The organism is Lentibacillus juripiscarius, from assembly GCF_042685205.1.
Taxonomy (GTDB): Bacteria; Bacillota; Bacilli; order Bacillales; family Amphibacillaceae; genus Lentibacillus; species Lentibacillus juripiscarius.
This window is the reverse complement of record NZ_JBHUNA010000018.1, coordinates 151805-168684: the sequence shown is the minus strand read 5'-3', so window position 1 is coordinate 168684 and position 16880 is coordinate 151805. Positions and strand designations below refer to the sequence as shown.

Sequence of the window (16880 nt, the reverse complement as noted above, 5' to 3'; positions counted from 1 at the left end):
TTTAGCGCACTAAATCATATAAAATTTAGTGCGCTATTTTTTATTCTTGTTTAGGCGAGAAGACCCCCACCTCAAGAAATGTGAAGGGGGAACCCCAGTGAGTAGGTGGGGGATGAATCGCCTTCGGACAAGGGATGGCTTTAGCCATCTCAATTGTCCGACCGATTGGATCTCGTATGTTGGAAGATGGTTGGGTCTGGGTATAGGTGTACTCAGTGGTGGTATGCTAATCTGCATAATTTTTATCAAAATGAATTTCATAAATACTTTTTTTGCTTAATATACGAACTTATAACTGAAAATACACTTAATCATTCGTACTGCCAGATTTTGCAGTTATAACAAGCTTCTTCATAAGTGTAGCTTCAATTTTTTAGGGTAAGTTATATTCATCATTTTTTGGGGATAAATTTTAGTTTGACATAAGGATGGGCTCTAGAAATAATTAATTCAATGGTATAATGGTGTTAGTAAATAAGAAGGCGGTGTTTAAAATGAGTGTTAACCGTGAAGAACTAAAGCGGCTAATTGACTTTATTCACGAAGAAGATACGGCTGAAGTATATGACTTTATTGGTTATTTAAATATGAAACGGGAAAGAGAAGCCATTGATCAAATGGATTTAGACCTTTTTTCAAAGGATAAAGAACTCATCCGTCAAGTACAGAAAAGTCGGGAAGATCGTGCAAATGGACGTATTTATGATCAGGAGCAGGGACTAAAGTATCTCCAGAACAAAATCAAGGAGTTTGAAAGTGAATAAAACTTATAATGTCTATTGGTCACAAACTGCCCTTGATGAATTGAGTAATATACTTGCTTATCCTCCAGAAGTTAAGGAACGAATATACTTGGATGCTTATAAACGATTATCATATATGCCCACTTTGACTGCAAAACAAATACCAAATGGGACTTTAAAAGGCTATTGGGTAAGACTTGGTTTATATCAATTCTAGTGTTTGAAGTTAATGAAGAAGAATCTGTTGTGTGGATTGATGGTATTAAACATAAGAGAGAAAATGTTTATTGGAAGAGAAAGTAATAAGGTAGTAGAAATCGAGCCTCCATTCAAATGGGGGATTCTTTTACTTAAGAGGTTAGAAAAAATCTGAGGAACAATTCTCATTCAGATCTGTCTTGTTGTTAAATATTTCGTAATCGGGTGCAAAAAACGGAATAGACATGCGCCAGTTTTATGTATAAGGACCATTTTGTTGAGTAAAAAACGTAAAACAAGGGGATGAATCGCAATGCAAAATAAACTTAAGAAATCATCAATGGACAAAGACGGGGATAGCTGAGTTTTTAAACGGGACCCCTGTACGGCCGCGGCGGGCACTGCGATACATCCGGTGAGTTCGTGTTAATTTTGACCTGCTATCGTGCGTATATTATAATTAGACTGTTAATCGAAAAGAGGTGACCGTTGTGTTAGACCGTTTGCAAACACTGGAAGACCGATATAATAAATTGAATGAATTGCTTAGTGACCCGGATGTAATCAATGATACGACGAAACTGCGTGAATACTCGAAAGAACAGTCTGACCTGGAGGAAGTTGTGCAGGCATACGGACAGTATAAAGATGTAACCCAGCAGCTGGACGATGCGAAAGAGCTGCTGGAAGAAGAATCGGATGAAGAAATGAAAGATATGGCGAAGTCGGAAATAGAAGATTTGTCCACAGACAAGGAACAGCTGGAAGAACGGCTGAGATTACTGCTGCTGCCGAAAGATCCCAATGATGACAAGAACGTGTTCATGGAAGTTCGCGGGGCAGCAGGCGGTGATGAGGCGGCACTGTTTGCTGGTGACCTTTACCGGATGTATGCCAAATATGCCGAGCATCATGGCTGGAAAATTGACGTGGTCGAGGCGCACTCGACTGGTGTTGGCGGCTATAAGGAAATTATTTTCATGGTCAACGGAACAGGGGCCTACTCCAAGCTGAAATATGAAAATGGCGCCCACCGTGTGCAGCGTGTCCCGGAAACAGAATCTGGCGGCCGCATCCATACATCGACCGCAACGGTGGCGGTTTTGCCGGAAGCGGAAGATGTGGAAGTGGACATCAATGAGAAAGATATCCGTGTGGACACGTTCGCATCAAGCGGTCCGGGAGGCCAGAGCGTGAATACGACGATGTCTGCAGTGCGCCTGACCCACGATCCGACCGGCGTTGTCGTGTCCTGCCAGGATGAAAAGTCGCAGATCAAAAACAAGGAAAAAGCGATGAAAGTGCTGCGTGCGCGCATTTATGACATGTATCAGAAGGAAGCACAAGCCGAAATTGATGAAAATCGTAAGTCAGCTGTTGGCACTGGTGACCGTTCGGAGCGCATCCGCACGTATAACTTTCCGCAATCACGCGTGACCGATCACCGCATCGGACTCACTATCCAAAAGCTGGATCAGATTATGGAAGGGAAGCTGGATGAATTCATCGACGCCTTGCTTCTGGAGGAACAGACGAAAAAACTTGAAGAGATCGGTGACTAAATGATGGAAAAAAACGATGTGAAATTGTATGAAGTCCTGCGCCGGGCTTCTCTTTTTTTAGAAGAAAATGGGCGGGAACCCAAATTTGCCGAATTGCTAATGATGGATTGTCTGCAAGTGTCGCGGACTCATGTTTTGACGATGATGCGTGACCCTGTTCCAGAGGCAGTTCGAAAACAATTTTGGCAAGGGATAGAGCAGCATGCAGAAACGGGGGTACCACTGGAGCATCTGACTGGAAAAGCGTCCTTTTACGGCCGTGATTTCCGGGTGGACGAGCATACGCTCATCCCTAGACCGGAGACAGAAGAGCTTGTGGAAAAAGTTGTGCAGACTGTTTCCCGCGAGCCGGTGACCATTGTAGATATCGGCACCGGGAGCGGTGTGATTGCGATTACGCTGGCACTGGAACTTCCACAAGCAATCGTTTATGCAACCGATATTTCGGAAGACGCCCTCGCTATTGCCAGGCAAAATGCGGCCATGCTAGGGGCAGACGTGACGTTTCTGCATGGGGATTCCCTCGTCCCGCTGAAGCAAGAAAATCTCCAGCCTGACATCCTTGTGTCCAACCCGCCGTATATCGCGGAATCCGATCGGTCGACGCTGGCGGACACGGTTAAAGATTTTGATCCGGAACTGGCACTGTTTGCCGGTTCTGACGGTATGAGCGCATACAAAAAAATAATCGCCGATCTGCCGCAAGTGATGAAACGGCCCGGCCACGTCTTTTTGGAAATCGGCGATGAACAGGGACCAGCCATTAAGTCCCTGATGCAGCGTGACCTCCCGAATAGTGACACCGCCATCCACCCCGACATCAACGGTAAAAATCGCATCACCCACACAACGATTCCCTGACTGGGATAGGCCCATTGTCCCAGGTGGGGCCGGGGCAATGAACCTGTCACTAAGTCCCAACCCCCGGGACAGTAAGCCTGTCACTAAGTCCCAACTTTTTACTAGCGTCAGAAAGTATAAATGATGGATGGCCTTATAAGTAAAACGAAGGCTTTTCACTAGAAAAACTTGGTGAAAGCCATGTTTTTCTAATAGATTGGTAGTATGTTTTTGATTTCCTCTGTCCAGACTGTTGCTAAACAGGTTGGAGAGGGGATTTTGATAATGAGGAAGGTAACGATTCCAGTCTTTATATTTTTTATTCTATTATTTGCGATTCCTATTACGAGCACAAGTGAAGTTATGGAAAAAGATACTGATTCAGATGTGAAGGTGATTCCGGATGAGGCAATCCGGCTGCGCATCCTGGCCAACAGCGATAAGAAAGAAGACCAGGAGCTGAAGCGGAAAGTTCGTGATGAAGTGAATGCCGCTATAACGGACTGGGTGGAGAAAATCACGAGTATTGAGAAGGCGCGGACGATGCTCAATAACCGTGTTCCTGACATTAAAAACATCGTTGAACGCGTACTAAAAGAAGAGAATAAAGAACAGGCATTTAACGTCGAGTATGGGAAGAATGTGACGTTCCCTGCCAAGCTTTACGGCTCGTATCTGTATCCTGCCGGCGAGTATGAAGCCGTCCTGATAACGCTCGGTGAAGGGCAAGGGTCGAATTGGTGGTGCGTTCTGTTTCCGCCCTTATGTTTCCTCGACTTTTCAAACGGAACGAGTGTAGCAGAAGCAGAAGAAAAAGATGAAAAAGAAACAGACGAAGAAGAGGAAGAAAAAGAAGAGGCAGAGGTGAAATTTTTTCTCTTTGAATGGTTTGACTGGTCATAGTTTCTCTAGTTTCCGCATAAAATGCTAGAAAAATGACTACTAATCTTCGAGGTGAATAAAATGGAACTGATAGCGGCGAATCGTGCATCGGAAGAAAAGCTGGAAAACTTTTTGGAAGACAATAAAGATGTGGAAAAGGAACTGCTGCTGGAAAAAGGCTATGTCGTTGAGATTGAGGGCACGATTGAAGGCTGTTTCGTCATGGATACGGTAGAAGATGGGATATACTGGCTGAAACAGCTTTATGTAACGAAAAACGCTGCAGGATCCTTGCCTGTTTTATTGGAAACAATCCTGGCCCTTGCGAAAAAGAAAGAAGCCAAACAAGTATTTGTCCACAGCCATCAGCCAATGGTCGATGTATTGCTCGAAGCCTTGCAGTTTTATCCACAAAAGGAAAATAAATTTGTTCATGATGCGCCTGTTGAGAAAGGAAATTGGTGGACATACAACGTTTCCTGATACATATCCACATTATCAACAGAGTCCTGTAGATAACCTGTTGATGGCAGTGGACAATATAAACAACTTATGCACAGCCTGTGGAAAAGATGTGCATCTATATGGCTAGCAATCTGTTCTGAAGATGTGCTTTGTCCGAGTCGGGTAGATGAAAACAGAACATTCGGGAAGCCGTTTTGATGTGGACAGCCTGTGGGTAAACGAGCAGGCTGTTTTCTTTTTCACTTTGGTGAGTGAATTTCATAATTCAATATCTACCTTTAAAATACGAACAATTAGGTTGTTGCGTTTGATTTCCACTTCAGGCGGACGCTTTCACCACTCCGGGTACAAGTGCGACATCTGCTTAAGCTTCCTTTGGTCGCTTTCGCAGTGTCTTCTTTGCCGCGGGCGGCTAATGAGCCTCCTCATGCTCGTCGTGTTGCAAGTGTGGTTGTGGATGCAGCACTCCTCGCAGGTCGAAGCCTACTCATGGAAGCTTTACTTTGGGCTAACGCCTTGCGGGGTCTCATCTAGGCCTCTTATCCCGCAGGAGTCGTCCGCCTTCCGTTCCAATCTTCTAAGGTGGAGCACGAATGGTTAAGTGTATTTTCAGTTATAAGTTCGTATATTAAGCAAAAATAGTATTTATGAAATTCATACTGGTAAGTATAAAATTTTAGCTAAGAAGATTATTCGACGCAGTGAAAATTTTAATGTCCCAAGTATAAGTGCAACTAAGGCAATCACCCAGCCTATTGGGCTGGGTGATTACCAAGTTTTCTTTGCGTTAGCAGCCCGCCATCGTCTACAATGTACGATAGAAAAGAGGGACAGCGACGATGGAAACGAAACGATGGACAATGCATAAGGACGAGATTGATAACAATGTGATAGACGAAGCGGCGGACTTGCTGCGAAACGGACAAACCGTTGCCATTCCAACGGAGACCGTGTATGGACTTGGAGCAGACGCAACAAATGAGGCGGCTGTATCACGCATTTTCCAGGCAAAAGGCCGGCCTGAGGATAACCCGCTGATTGCGCATGTGGCTGGCAAGCAACAGCTTCGTTATCTTGTGGACAAACTGCCACCGGTGGCTGAGAAGCTTGTGGATGCATTTACCCCCGGCCCGCTGACGTTGGTGCTGCCGGAAAACGGTACGTGTGCCCGTAATGTCACAGCTGGTTTATCCACAATCGGGGTGCGCATCCCTGGTCACCCGGTTGCGCAGGCGCTCTTGAAAGCGTGTCAGAGACCAATCGCCGCGCCCAGTGCCAACCTGTCCGGCAAACCAAGTCCGACGACGGCCGATCATGTGTGGAGTGATCTTCATGGCAAAATTGCTGGTCTAGTTGATGCAGGACAGACCGGGGTTGGGCTGGAATCGACTGTCATTGACTGTACACAGGAAATTCCGGTCATTTTGCGGCCAGGCGGCATCACCAGAGAACAGCTGGAACGTGTATGCGGCATGGTTATGGTCGATCCGGCGCTGGCCAATACTGCAGAAAAACCTAAAGCACCTGGCATGAAATATACCCATTATGCACCGGACGTTCCGATGTGGCTTGTGGATGGCCCGGCTGGAAACTTACAGGCAGTCATTGACCGCCAGCAGAAGCAATCAAAACGGGTCGGCGTCATGGCCGGAACTGACACAGCGGCTGAACTTAAGGCAGATAAAATGGTTTCGCTCGGTACGGATTTGCCGGATATTGCCAGGAACATTTATGATGCACTTCGCATGTTTAAAAACGAAGACATTGACGTGATTTTATGTGAAACATTCCCGGAAACGAGCATCGGCCAGGCCATTATGAATCGCCTGCAAAAAGCAGCCTCCGGATATATAAGCGAGTAACCTGCACCTGCTGCGGAACTCTTTAGGCAGCCCCGGGCGCGATGGTGCACGACAGGAAGGGCTCCGGCACGCTATAGACATATCCACTCCACCCCGTGCATAGGCTGAAGTAGCATGTCCGGGGAGGATTGTGAATGGCAGCATACTATGTGGGAGAATTGGTGTCACTCATGTTTATGGCGATTGCGCTCGGGATGGATGCTTTTTCCGTGAGTCTTGGTCTCGGAATGCAGAAGATCCGGCTGAAGCGAATCGCACTGATTGGAATCATTATCGGGTTTTTTCATATGCTTATGCCGTTTATCGGTATTCTTCTGGGACAAGCCATATCAACACAGATTGGCGAGTATACCGTGCTTGCCGGCGGACTTTTGTTGTTTGGCATCGGTGCGCAAATGGTGTTCTCGGCGTTCAACCATGAAGCACCGCAACTGGCCCAGCCGGCGGGAATCGGGCTTTTGTTTTTTGCCCTCAGTGTCAGTCTTGACAGCTTTTCCGTCGGCTTAAGCCTTGGTCTTTCCGACGTGCGCACGGTTGTCACACTGCTGATGTTCGGGACGGCGAGCATGATCCTGACGTGGGCCGGTCTGATATTTGGCAGAAAAGTGCACGGGTTTTTAGGTGTGTACAGTGAAATACTGGGCGGCAGCATTCTTTGCGGGTTCGGCCTTCATGTGCTGTTTGGCTGACCCTGGGTGAATAGGCTTTCTGCCGGTATGGCGGGAAGTCTTTTTGTTTGCAGAGGTTGTTCAAAAAGTCCGGTAAAAATGACACATCGAATTTCTTCGTTGGCTTGTTTCTTCGCTCCTTGGAAAAGAAATACACTTTTCCTGCGTGCGATGCGGGTTCAGGGAAGCCTTTCTTGTGCTCATGTATCTAAACACATACATTCCGCTCCTTGGGAAAGAAGAACACTTTCCCTGCGTGCGAAGCGGTTCAGGGTAGCTTTACTTCTGCTCGAAACTACGCCGCCTCGAAATTCTCGGTCCTTTTTATCCTCCTTTTTGAACACGCACATGCAGGAAATGGGGATGATGGGAACGGTGATTTTCCTCATTTTTTTCTGACAATAGGACCAATTGTATGGTATAGTTTAAATATGGAAGTAGAAATCGGAGGTTCCTCGATGAAAATTTTGTTTGTTTGCACCGGAAATACGTGCCGGAGCCCGATGGCGGAAGCGCTCTTGAAACATCGAATGCCTGGTGCTGAGGTGCAGTCAGCAGGCATTTTTGCCGTGAAGAACCAGCGTCCGAATGACATGGCAGTCGACGTTTTGAAAGAAAAAGGAATTTCCATGGATACAGCATCACAGCCGGTTACAGATGAACTGCTCAATTGGGCGGACCTGGTGCTGACCATGACGACACAGCATAAACAGTCGCTGATTTTGGAATATCCGAACTTTCAGGAAAGGTTTTACACACTGAAAGAATATGTATCCCATGCCGATAAAGAAATATGGGATGAATTGAAGCAGCGGTATGCCAATTATGAAATGAAGCGCACCAGCCTTGCCAGAAAGCAGACGGATCAGGATCGCCAGCAGCTGCAGGCCGATTGGGAGGAAATTCAGCGTCTGGAACGAACGCTGATCAATTATGATATTTCCGACCCATTCGGAGGAGACCGGAGTGTGTATGCGAAAACGTTGGCCGAATTGGAAACATACGTGGATGAACTTTTGAAAAAACTGAATGACTAGGGGCGATGAGGCCGGCTGTTGCAGACGGGCATGAGTTGTTGCCGCGTATACGGCGTCGACCCGGCCAGCGTGCAGTCGGCATACATACTGGTCACTGACAGCAAACAACAAACAACGAAGAGAAGGGGCGTAATGGCATGAACGTACTGATAACAGGAGACCACGCAGGAATGACTATCCGCAATGAAGTAGCTGAACTTTTGGAGGAAATGGGCATTACTTATGAAGATGCAGGCTGTTCCTGTGAAACGTCGGTCGATTATCCCGATTATGCGCTGCCGGCAGCGGAACGGGTAGCGAATGGGGAATTTGACCGCGGCATCTTTATTTGTGGAACAGGAATCGGGATGTCCATTTCTGCCAACAAAGTAAAAGGAATTCGCTGTGCACTTGTCAGCGATGTCTACAGTGCCAAACTGACCCGCCAGCACAACGACTCCAACGTACTGGCCATGGGTGAGCGGGTGATTGGACCAGGCCTTGCCCGTGAAATTGCCAAAGCATGGCTTGAAACGGAATTCGACGGCGGCCGCCACGCCAACCGCCTGGATAAAGTAGCCGCATACGAAAACCAGTAGAGCGTAGGATTCGGTGGCGGTTATGGAAGACCCGTCATAAGAGACTCTAGTGTATGTTTGCAGGCTAAATTCACGACATCCTGTGACATCATCGCCTACACTAATACGTCCTGTACGTCGAAATCTGGGGGAGGGGTTGCAAGTGAGTGATATGGAACGTCTGAAACAGCAGGTCAGGCAGGATATGGAGAAAATCGTAAGCGAGTGGGCATCAAGCGGCCATCTGCAGGCGGGCGACCTCGCTGTCATTGGCTGTTCAACGAGCGAAGTTGCCGGCGCGCATATCGGCACATCCGGCAGTGAGGAGCTAGCATCTATTATTTTTGATGCATTAACATCACTGCAACAAGAAACCGGCATAGCACTCGCCTTCCAGTGCTGTGAGCATCTCAACCGCGCACTGGTCGTGGAAAAAGAAATAGTAGAGCGGCATCAACTGGACGAAGTGACGGCTGTTCCTGTCCGGGAAGCCGGCGGATCGATGGCATCGTTCGCTTTTCAGCACATGGAACGTCCGGTCGTCGCGGAGTCGCTAATAGCCGACCACGGGATTGACATTGGGGAGACGATGATCGGTATGCACCTGCGTCCGGTTGCCGTCCCGCTCCGATTTGATCAGCGCACAGCCGGAAACGCGCGTGTGAATGCTGCGCGTTCAAGGCCGAGGCTGATTGGCGGCAAACGCACGGTTTACGAGAGGTGAAACTTAGCAAACTGCAGCAGAAAGACCAAGATAGGACACTACATAAAGGGGGAAGCAATGATGGAACATTTAAAACAAGCGGATCAGGAAATTTTTGAAGCAATACAGGCGGAAAAAACGCGCCAGCATGACAAAATTGAATTAATTGCATCTGAAAATTTTGTCTCGGAAGCGGTCATGAAAGCAATGGGTTCGGTTATGACCAACAAATATGCGGAAGGTTATCCAGGCAAGCGCTATTATGGCGGTTGTGAACATGTGGATGTTGCCGAAAACCTCGCGCGGGACCGGGCTAAAGAATTGTTCGGTGCTGAACATGCCAACGTCCAGCCGCATTCGGGCGCACAGGCAAATATGGCTGTTTATTTTTCCTTTCTGGATCCGGGTGACACCATCCTGGGAATGAATCTGAACCATGGTGGTCACTTGACACATGGAAGTCCGGTCAATTTCAGCGGAAAGCTTTATAACGTCGTTGATTATGGTGTGGACAAGGAAACCGAAAAACTTGATTATGATGTTGTTTTAGAACGGGCGAAAGAAGTCCAGCCGAAGATGATTGTAGCCGGTGCCAGCGCCTATTCACGCGAGATAGATTTTGCCAAATTCCGGGAGATCGCTGACAGTGTCGGCGCGTACTTGATGGTGGATATGGCGCATATTGCCGGGCTTGTCGCCGCCGGACTTCATGCAAACCCAGTGGAGCATGCGGATATCGTGACAACGACCACCCATAAAACGCTGCGCGGCCCGCGTGGCGGAATGATTTTGTGCAAGGAAGAATACGCAAAAACAATCGATAAAGCCGTGTTTCCGCGTATGCAGGGCGGCCCGCTGATGCACGTCATCGCTTCGAAAGCAGTTTCGTTCAAAGAAGCCTTGTCTGCTGATTTCAAAACGTATGCCGACCAGATTATCCGGAACGCTCAGGCATTGAGCGACGCACTGAAGGAAGAAGGCGTACGCATCGTCTCAGGCGGAACCGATAATCATTTGGTGCTGCTTGATGTGACCCCGCTGGATCTGACAGGAAAAACGGCCGAAAAAGCACTCGATGACATCGGAATCACAGCAAATAAAAACACGATTCCATTTGATCAAGAGAGCCCATTCGTCACAAGCGGTGTCCGCATGGGTACAGCAGCCGTCACCACACGCGGCTTCACAGAAACCGAAATGAAGGAAACAGCATCTATCATCGCATCCGTCCTCAAAAATCACGAGGATGAAAACGTGCTGAGAGAAGCTGAACAACGCGTCCGATCCCTAACCGACAAATTTCCAGTATACCAATAAAACCAAGGATGCTCCTTATATAAGGAGCATCCTTTTGCGTGCAACGTGGGGACAGAGACTTTTTGTCCCGGTTGAATCGAGCGAGAGGCGGGGCAAATCGAGCGAGGGCCGGGGGAAATCGAGCGAGAGTGGTGGCAAAACGAGCGAGAGCCACTCAAAACGAACGAGGGGAGCGCCAAATCAAGCGAGAGCCGGCCAAAGTCGCGCGTCCCGAGCCAAAAGTCGTGCGAAAACGGGGAAACTCGCGCGAGCCGAGCCAAAAGTCGCGCGAAAACTGGGAAAGTCGCGCGTCCCGAGCCAAAAGTCGCGCGAAAACGGAGAAAGTCGCGCGAGCCGAGCCGAAAGTCACGCGAAAACGGGGAAACTCGCGCGTCCCAAGCCAAAAGTCGCGCGAAAACGGAGAAAGTCGCGCGTCCCGAGCCAAAAGTCGCGCGAAAACGGAGAAAGTCGCGCGAGCCGAGCCAAAAGTCGCGCGAAAACCGGGAAAGTCGCGCGAAAACGGAGAAACTCGCGCGTCCCAAGCTGAAAGTCGCGCGAAAATCGAGAAAGTCGCGCGTCCCGAGCCGAAAGTCGCGCGAAAATCGAAAAAGTCGCGCGAGCCGAACCAAAAGTCGCGCGAAAATCGGGAAACTCGCGCGACACCCTTCACCAACCGGCCAATTCACCAATATCACATAAAGGCCACTTGCAAGCATGTCCGATTTTCAGTACAATTTTAAAGATGCCATTTATAATAAGGAGTGTCGGCGAAAATGGGTAAAGTGCATGTACTGGATCATCCGCTGATTCAGCATAAATTGACGTACATACGTGATAAACATACGGGGACGAAGGAGTTCCGCGAGCTTGTGGACGAGGTTGCCATGCTGATGGCTTTTGAAATTACAAGGAATTTGCCGCTGCAGGAAAAAACAACCGAAACACCGGTCATGGAGTCGACAACCAATGTGCTGGCCGGCAAAAAAATCGGTCTGATTCCAATTCTGCGTGCGGGCCTTGGCATGGTGGACGGCATGCTGAAGCTGATTCCTGCTGCACGGGTTGGTCACGTTGGGCTGTACCGCGATCCGGAAACATTGACTCCGCATGAATATTACATCAAGCTGCCATCAGACATTGAGGAACGCGAGCTGATTGTGATCGATCCAATGCTGGCAACGGGCGGGTCGGCTAATGATGCTATCCATTCTCTGAAAAAGCGTGGGGCCAAACAAATCCGCCTTATGTGCCTAGTTGCGGCACCAGAAGGCGTTGAGGTCATTCAGAACGAACATCCGGATGTTGACATTTTCCTTGCTGCGCTGGATGAACGGTTGAATGAGCACGGCTATATTATTCCTGGGCTTGGTGATGCAGGCGACCGTTTATATGGAACGAAATAATAATGGGGTGTAAAAAGTGAAGAGACGGATAAAAGTGATGACCATTTTTGGGACAAGACCGGAAGCAATCAAAATGGCACCGCTTGTCCTGGAGCTGAAAAAACGTCCGGATGTATTTGAGCCGATTGTGGCGGTAACCGCACAGCACCGCGAAATGCTTGACCAAGTGATGGAAATTTTCGGCATTACACCCGACTTTGACCTGGATATCATGAAAAAGAAACAATCGTTGGCCCAAATCACAACACGTGCACTCGAAGGCCTTGATGAGGTCATGAAAGAGACGGAGCCTGACATGGTACTCGTTCATGGTGACACGACGACCACATTTGCAGCGTCACTGGCCGCGTATTATAACCAGATAGCAGTTGGTCACGTTGAGGCAGGACTGCGCACGTGGGATAAATATTCCCCGTATCCGGAAGAAATGAATCGCCAACTGACGGGTGTCGTGGCTGATTTGCATTTTGCACCTACAGATAAGTCAAAACATAATTTGCTGGAGGAAAACAAACCCGTAGATAACATTGTCGTTACCGGGAACACGGCAATTGACGCGTTAAAAACAACCGTTGATGACGATTACACCAGCCCAATCATGGACGAGGCTGGCGACCGGCGGCTGGTGCTTGTCACCGCACACCGCAGGGAAAACCTCGGCAGCAATATGGAGCAAATGTTCCGGGCAATCAAGCGGCTTGTTGATGAGCATGGTGACATTCAAGTTGTCTATCCCGTCCATCTTAACCCGGTGGTGCAGGAAACAGCAGCAAGCATTTTGGGCGATGATGACCGGATCAGACTGATTGAACCGCTCGGCGTTGTGGACTTTCATAACTTCGCGGCCAAGTCACATCTGATCATGACAGATTCAGGCGGCGTGCAGGAAGAAGCGCCATCATTGGGCGTGCCGGTCCTTGTCCTGCGCAACACAACTGAGCGACCGGAAGGCATTGAAGCAGGCACGCTAAAACTAGCAGGCACCGACGAAAATGAGATTTTCCAAATGGCCGATGAACTACTAAGCGACGAAGAGGCCCATGAAAACATGGCCAAAGCTTCCAACCCGTATGGCGACGGAGAAGCATCATCCAGAATCGCCGACGCCATCGAAACTTACTTCAAAAAATAAAAAAGAGAGGATCCAGCGGGGGCTGGATCCTTTCCTATTGGGACGTGGGGACAGGCTCCTTGTCCCAGCTCAGCTATTAGTGGAAAATCAACCGGTGGGCGACAAGAATCAACCGGAACGGGGCGGAATCAACCGATTTGCATGAGGAATCGACCGGAATGCGTGGAAAATCAACCGGTGGGCGACAAGAATCAACCGTATCGAGGCGGAATCAACCGATTTGCATGAGGAATCGACCGGTATGCGTGAAATATCAACCGGCGGGCGACAAGAATCAACCGGAACGGGGCGGAATCAACCTGTTTGCATGAGGAATCGACCGGTATGGGTGAAATATCAACCGGTGGGCGACAAGAATCAACCGGAACGGGGCGGAATCAACCGAATTACATGAGGAATCGACCGGTATGCGCGAAATATCAACCGGTGGGCGACAAGAATCAACCGGATCGGCACAAGAATCAACCGAATTGCATGAGGAATCGACCGGTATGTGTGAAATATCAACCGATGGGCGACAAGAATCAACCGGATTGGGGCGGATATCAACCGATTTGCATGAGGAATCAACCGGTATGCGCGAAATATCAACCGGTGGACCACAAGAATCAACCGGAGCCCACCCACGTTACCCCATCCGCACAAACATCAACCGGAGCCCACCCACATCAACCTTCGCCAAAAACATCAACCGGAACCGCTCACCCAGCATACGTGCGCTCCACTCCAAAAATCAACCGCTCCACTCCAAACATAAACCGCTCCGCCACAATCCTCATCCCTTCTTCATGTGCATGAATTCATTCTTATGTTCAAATGCTAATGGATATCATTCATCAAAAAAAGGGGACTTCTGCTATGCGGCATTTCTTGCTGCTGATCATTACGGCTATGCTCATTCTGCCAGCTTCTGCCGCTGCCCGGGATCATACGACCGAACCCAAAAAATCTAAAGAAGAGGCGGTCATTATTGAAGTGGATGGCAACCCGGGCAAACGCAAAACATATTTGGAAACTTACCATCCATACATCGAAGTAATCACCGTTTATGACAAGCTGTTCAAGGGGCTCGCCTTGAAGGCAAAACCGAAGCAGCTGGAAAAACTGGATACCGTTGATTTCATTACAGCCGTTCATCCAGTGACGACATATCAGACCCAGACCGGATCGTCGAAACAGCCCATGTCCAGCTTGGAAGGAGCGACAAAAGACAGCGTGAAGCCTTCTTCATTAAACAATACGGACTATACTGGTGAAGGGGTACAAGTAGCTGTGATTGACACCGGGATTGACTATAACCACCCGGACTTGGAGGCGAATTTTGCCGGTGGTTATGACCTTGTCGATCTGGATGACGATCCGATGGAAACGACTGCAAAAGAAGGAATGCCGACTCAGCACGGGAGCCATGTCGCCGGGATTATTGCCGCAGATGGTGACCTTCAGGGAGTAGCCCCGGATGCAGAGTTGTACGCTTACCGTGCGCTTGGTCCGGGTGGAAGGGGGACGTCCGTTCAAGTTATTGCTGCGTTGGAACAGGCGGTGGAAGACGGGGCGGATGTGATTAATCTTTCGGTCGGCAATGCCATTAATGGGCCGGATTTTCCGACCAGCACAGCGGTGAACCGTGCCGTCGCCCTCGGTGTGCCGGTGGTCATCGCGAATGGCAACGATGGTCCGGGCAAGTGGACGATCGGCTCCCCGGCCACTGCCGCCAATGCATTATCCGTCGGCGCAGCAGCTTATCCACAGACAGTGCCGTATCTGGAGGAATCGCTTCACGACAAAAAAATTCCTCTGCAGCTTATGCAAGGGTCTGTTGACTGGAATTTGACGAAGGATTATAAAATTCAGCCATTCTCAAGCGGAAATGTCCGTGGCAAAATAGCGCTGATGGAGCGCAGCAAAACGCCTTTTCACGAAATGGCGAAACAGGCGGAAGAAGCGGGCGCGAAAGCAGTGCTCATTTACAACAACGAGCCTGGGCTGTTTCAGGGGATGGTTCAAAACCCTAAGGATCCTGTCACCATTCCCACTGCATCGATAACGAAAAAAGATGGAAAATGGCTTGTGGAAAAGGCAACGAACGACGGTCTGTACATGGATACCAAATACAAGCAGACAGAAAAACAGATGGCGGCATTCAGTTCGCGCGGCCCTGTCACCGTGAATTGGGATCTGAAGCCTGGCATCAGCGCACCGGGAACGAATATTTTGAGTACGGTCCCAGGCGGCTATCGTCATTTGCAGGGAACGAGCATGGCCGCTCCGCACGTAACCGGTGTGATGGCGCTGCTGATGGAAGCACACCCTGACTGGGACATCAGCCAGCTCGTCGGATCCATAAAAACGACAGCTAAACAAATCCAAAACGCCAGCGGAAAACCGCTCGCACCAATCAGCCAGGGACCGGGTGAAATTCAGCCGAAACAAGCTATCAACACAAAAACGATCATGGATGACCCATTGCTGTCATTTGGCAAAATCACCGAACTTCATGAGACAAAAGACATCACCGTAACGGTTACCAATACGTCGGATACGAAACAGTCGTATTCGCTTTCCGCACCGGATCACCAAAAAGGAATAAACTGGCGGCTCCCAGGATCATTCACGTTAAAACCGGGTAAGTCCAAACAGCTCACCATTGCGGCAAGTATTAACAGCGAAATGCTCGATAAAGGAATCCATCAAGGCTGGGTGACGCTGAACAGGGGTGATCAGCAATATGAAATGCCTTATCTGTTTGTGAACAAAGCAGCGGATTATCCAAAAGCAATGGGATTCGGCTTTTCGTTAAAACCGTTTTCTGATGACACATACGCGTATCAGTTATATTTGCCTGATCCGGCCGAACGTATCGAAGTCAATCTGTACAGTATGGACACATTGGTGCATGATAGGACATTGGTGCAGTCTGACGATCTTCAAGTAGGCCTGAACAAAGGAACCCTGCCGGTCGAGAAGCTTGGCAAACCAGGCAACTACCGGGCTGTCATTACGGTAAAACTTGAAAACGGCAAGATGGAAAGTTATCAGACAGAACTGCAAATCCCGCAGCATGCAACGTAACAGGCGGCAAAAGGATGCTGGACGCAATTCGACTGACAGCACTTAGGACGAGGACCGCCACAGTGATGATGTACTCGGGGTCCGCGGGCTCAATACTACACATCGAACAACCGCATAAAACGTCATAACGTGACACAAATCCGGCAAACCGGCCTGGCATCACTATATGAACAGACAAACGTAAAGTTGTCACATAATGTTCATACTGCCAGGCCGTTTTTTCCTTTATAATGGGAGTGACAAACGGAGGTCATGACCCGGCAGAAGTGTGGCAGAAGCGTGATAATGCAAAGATGAAACTGGCAGCAGATGGAAGTGTTTTTTTATACTCGTACTAATTGACAATGGGGTAGGGCTAATGTACACTAGCTTAGTGTGGAATGGTAAGGGTTTCATGGCTTTTGAACGTTCACCTTATATAATTCTATGATAGTTGTTCCATATGAGCAGTGATTTACCT

Annotated in this window: 17 protein-coding genes; all 17 read left to right on the top strand. The window is 48.8% G+C overall.

Going from position 1 to position 16880, the window contains the following annotated elements; genetic code table 11:
* The first annotated feature begins 494 nt into the window (after positions 1 to 494).
* Positions 495 to 764 carry a hypothetical protein gene (locus ACFSUO_RS08645; protein ID WP_382393090.1) on the top strand — a complete coding sequence of 90 codons (270 nt, stop codon included), beginning with the start codon at positions 495 to 497 and terminating at the stop codon, positions 762 to 764.
* Positions 757 to 960 carry a hypothetical protein gene (locus ACFSUO_RS08640; protein ID WP_382393088.1) on the top strand — a complete coding sequence of 68 codons (204 nt, stop codon included), beginning with the start codon at positions 757 to 759 and terminating at the stop codon, positions 958 to 960. Before ACFSUO_RS08645 ends, ACFSUO_RS08640 begins: the two co-directional genes overlap by 8 nt.
* 472 nt (positions 961 to 1432) lie before the next feature.
* Positions 1433 to 2503 (top strand): peptide chain release factor 1, encoded by a 1071-nt coding sequence (gene prfA, locus ACFSUO_RS08635; RefSeq protein WP_382393086.1) that lies wholly within the window; start codon positions 1433 to 1435, stop codon positions 2501 to 2503.
* Positions 2504 to 2506: 3 nt separating this feature from the next.
* On the top strand, positions 2507 to 3364 hold the full coding sequence (prmC, locus tag ACFSUO_RS08630) for a peptide chain release factor N(5)-glutamine methyltransferase (protein ID WP_382393084.1): 858 nt from the start codon (positions 2507 to 2509) through the stop codon (positions 3362 to 3364).
* A 264-nt stretch (positions 3365 to 3628) separates the two neighbouring features.
* A complete protein-coding gene (spoIIR, locus tag ACFSUO_RS08625) occupies positions 3629 to 4246 on the top strand; it encodes a stage II sporulation protein R (RefSeq protein ID WP_382393082.1) in 618 nt (205 codons plus the stop codon).
* A gap of 60 nt (positions 4247 to 4306) precedes the next feature.
* Positions 4307 to 4708, top strand: coding sequence for a hypothetical protein (locus ACFSUO_RS08620; RefSeq protein WP_382393080.1), 402 nt, complete (start codon positions 4307 to 4309; stop codon positions 4706 to 4708).
* A gap of 821 nt (positions 4709 to 5529) precedes the next feature.
* On the top strand, positions 5530 to 6552 hold the full coding sequence (locus tag ACFSUO_RS08615) for an L-threonylcarbamoyladenylate synthase (protein WP_382393078.1): 1023 nt from the start codon (positions 5530 to 5532) through the stop codon (positions 6550 to 6552).
* 134 nt (positions 6553 to 6686) lie between these two features.
* Positions 6687 to 7241, top strand: coding sequence for a manganese efflux pump MntP (locus ACFSUO_RS08610; RefSeq protein ID WP_382393076.1), 555 nt, complete (start codon positions 6687 to 6689; stop codon positions 7239 to 7241).
* A gap of 437 nt (positions 7242 to 7678) precedes the next feature.
* Positions 7679 to 8257: a low molecular weight protein arginine phosphatase gene (locus ACFSUO_RS08605; protein ID WP_382393074.1), complete on the top strand. Its 579-nt coding sequence runs from the start codon at positions 7679 to 7681 to the stop codon at positions 8255 to 8257.
* 137 nt (positions 8258 to 8394) lie between these two features.
* On the top strand, positions 8395 to 8835 hold the full coding sequence (gene rpiB, locus ACFSUO_RS08600) for a ribose 5-phosphate isomerase B (protein ID WP_382393072.1): 441 nt from the start codon (positions 8395 to 8397) through the stop codon (positions 8833 to 8835).
* Between the two features lie 151 nt (positions 8836 to 8986).
* Positions 8987 to 9538 carry a TIGR01440 family protein gene (locus ACFSUO_RS08595; RefSeq protein ID WP_382393166.1) on the top strand — a complete coding sequence of 184 codons (552 nt, stop codon included), beginning with the start codon at positions 8987 to 8989 and terminating at the stop codon, positions 9536 to 9538.
* Positions 9539 to 9598: 60 nt separating this feature from the next.
* A complete protein-coding gene (locus tag ACFSUO_RS08590) occupies positions 9599 to 10834 on the top strand; it encodes a serine hydroxymethyltransferase (protein WP_382393070.1) in 1236 nt (411 codons plus the stop codon).
* Positions 10835 to 11586: 752 nt separating this feature from the next.
* Positions 11587 to 12216, top strand: a complete 630-nt coding sequence (gene upp, locus ACFSUO_RS08585) for a uracil phosphoribosyltransferase (protein WP_382393068.1) — start codon at positions 11587 to 11589, stop codon at positions 12214 to 12216.
* 16 nt (positions 12217 to 12232) lie between these two features.
* The gene (gene wecB / locus ACFSUO_RS08580; RefSeq protein ID WP_382393066.1) at positions 12233 to 13348 is read left to right on the top strand and encodes a non-hydrolyzing UDP-N-acetylglucosamine 2-epimerase; all 1116 of its coding nucleotides are present in this window, start codon (positions 12233 to 12235) and stop codon (positions 13346 to 13348) included.
* Between the two features lie 241 nt (positions 13349 to 13589).
* A complete protein-coding gene (locus tag ACFSUO_RS08575; protein WP_382393064.1) occupies positions 13590 to 13742 on the top strand; it encodes a hypothetical protein in 153 nt (50 codons plus the stop codon).
* A 13-nt stretch (positions 13743 to 13755) separates the two neighbouring features.
* A complete protein-coding gene (locus ACFSUO_RS08570; protein ID WP_382393062.1) occupies positions 13756 to 14301 on the top strand; it encodes a hypothetical protein in 546 nt (181 codons plus the stop codon).
* Positions 14207 to 16420 carry a S8 family serine peptidase gene (locus tag ACFSUO_RS08565; RefSeq protein WP_382393060.1) on the top strand — a complete coding sequence of 738 codons (2214 nt, stop codon included), beginning with the start codon at positions 14207 to 14209 and terminating at the stop codon, positions 16418 to 16420. Before ACFSUO_RS08570 ends, ACFSUO_RS08565 begins: the two co-directional genes overlap by 95 nt.
* Positions 16421 to 16880: the final 460 nt, after the last annotated feature.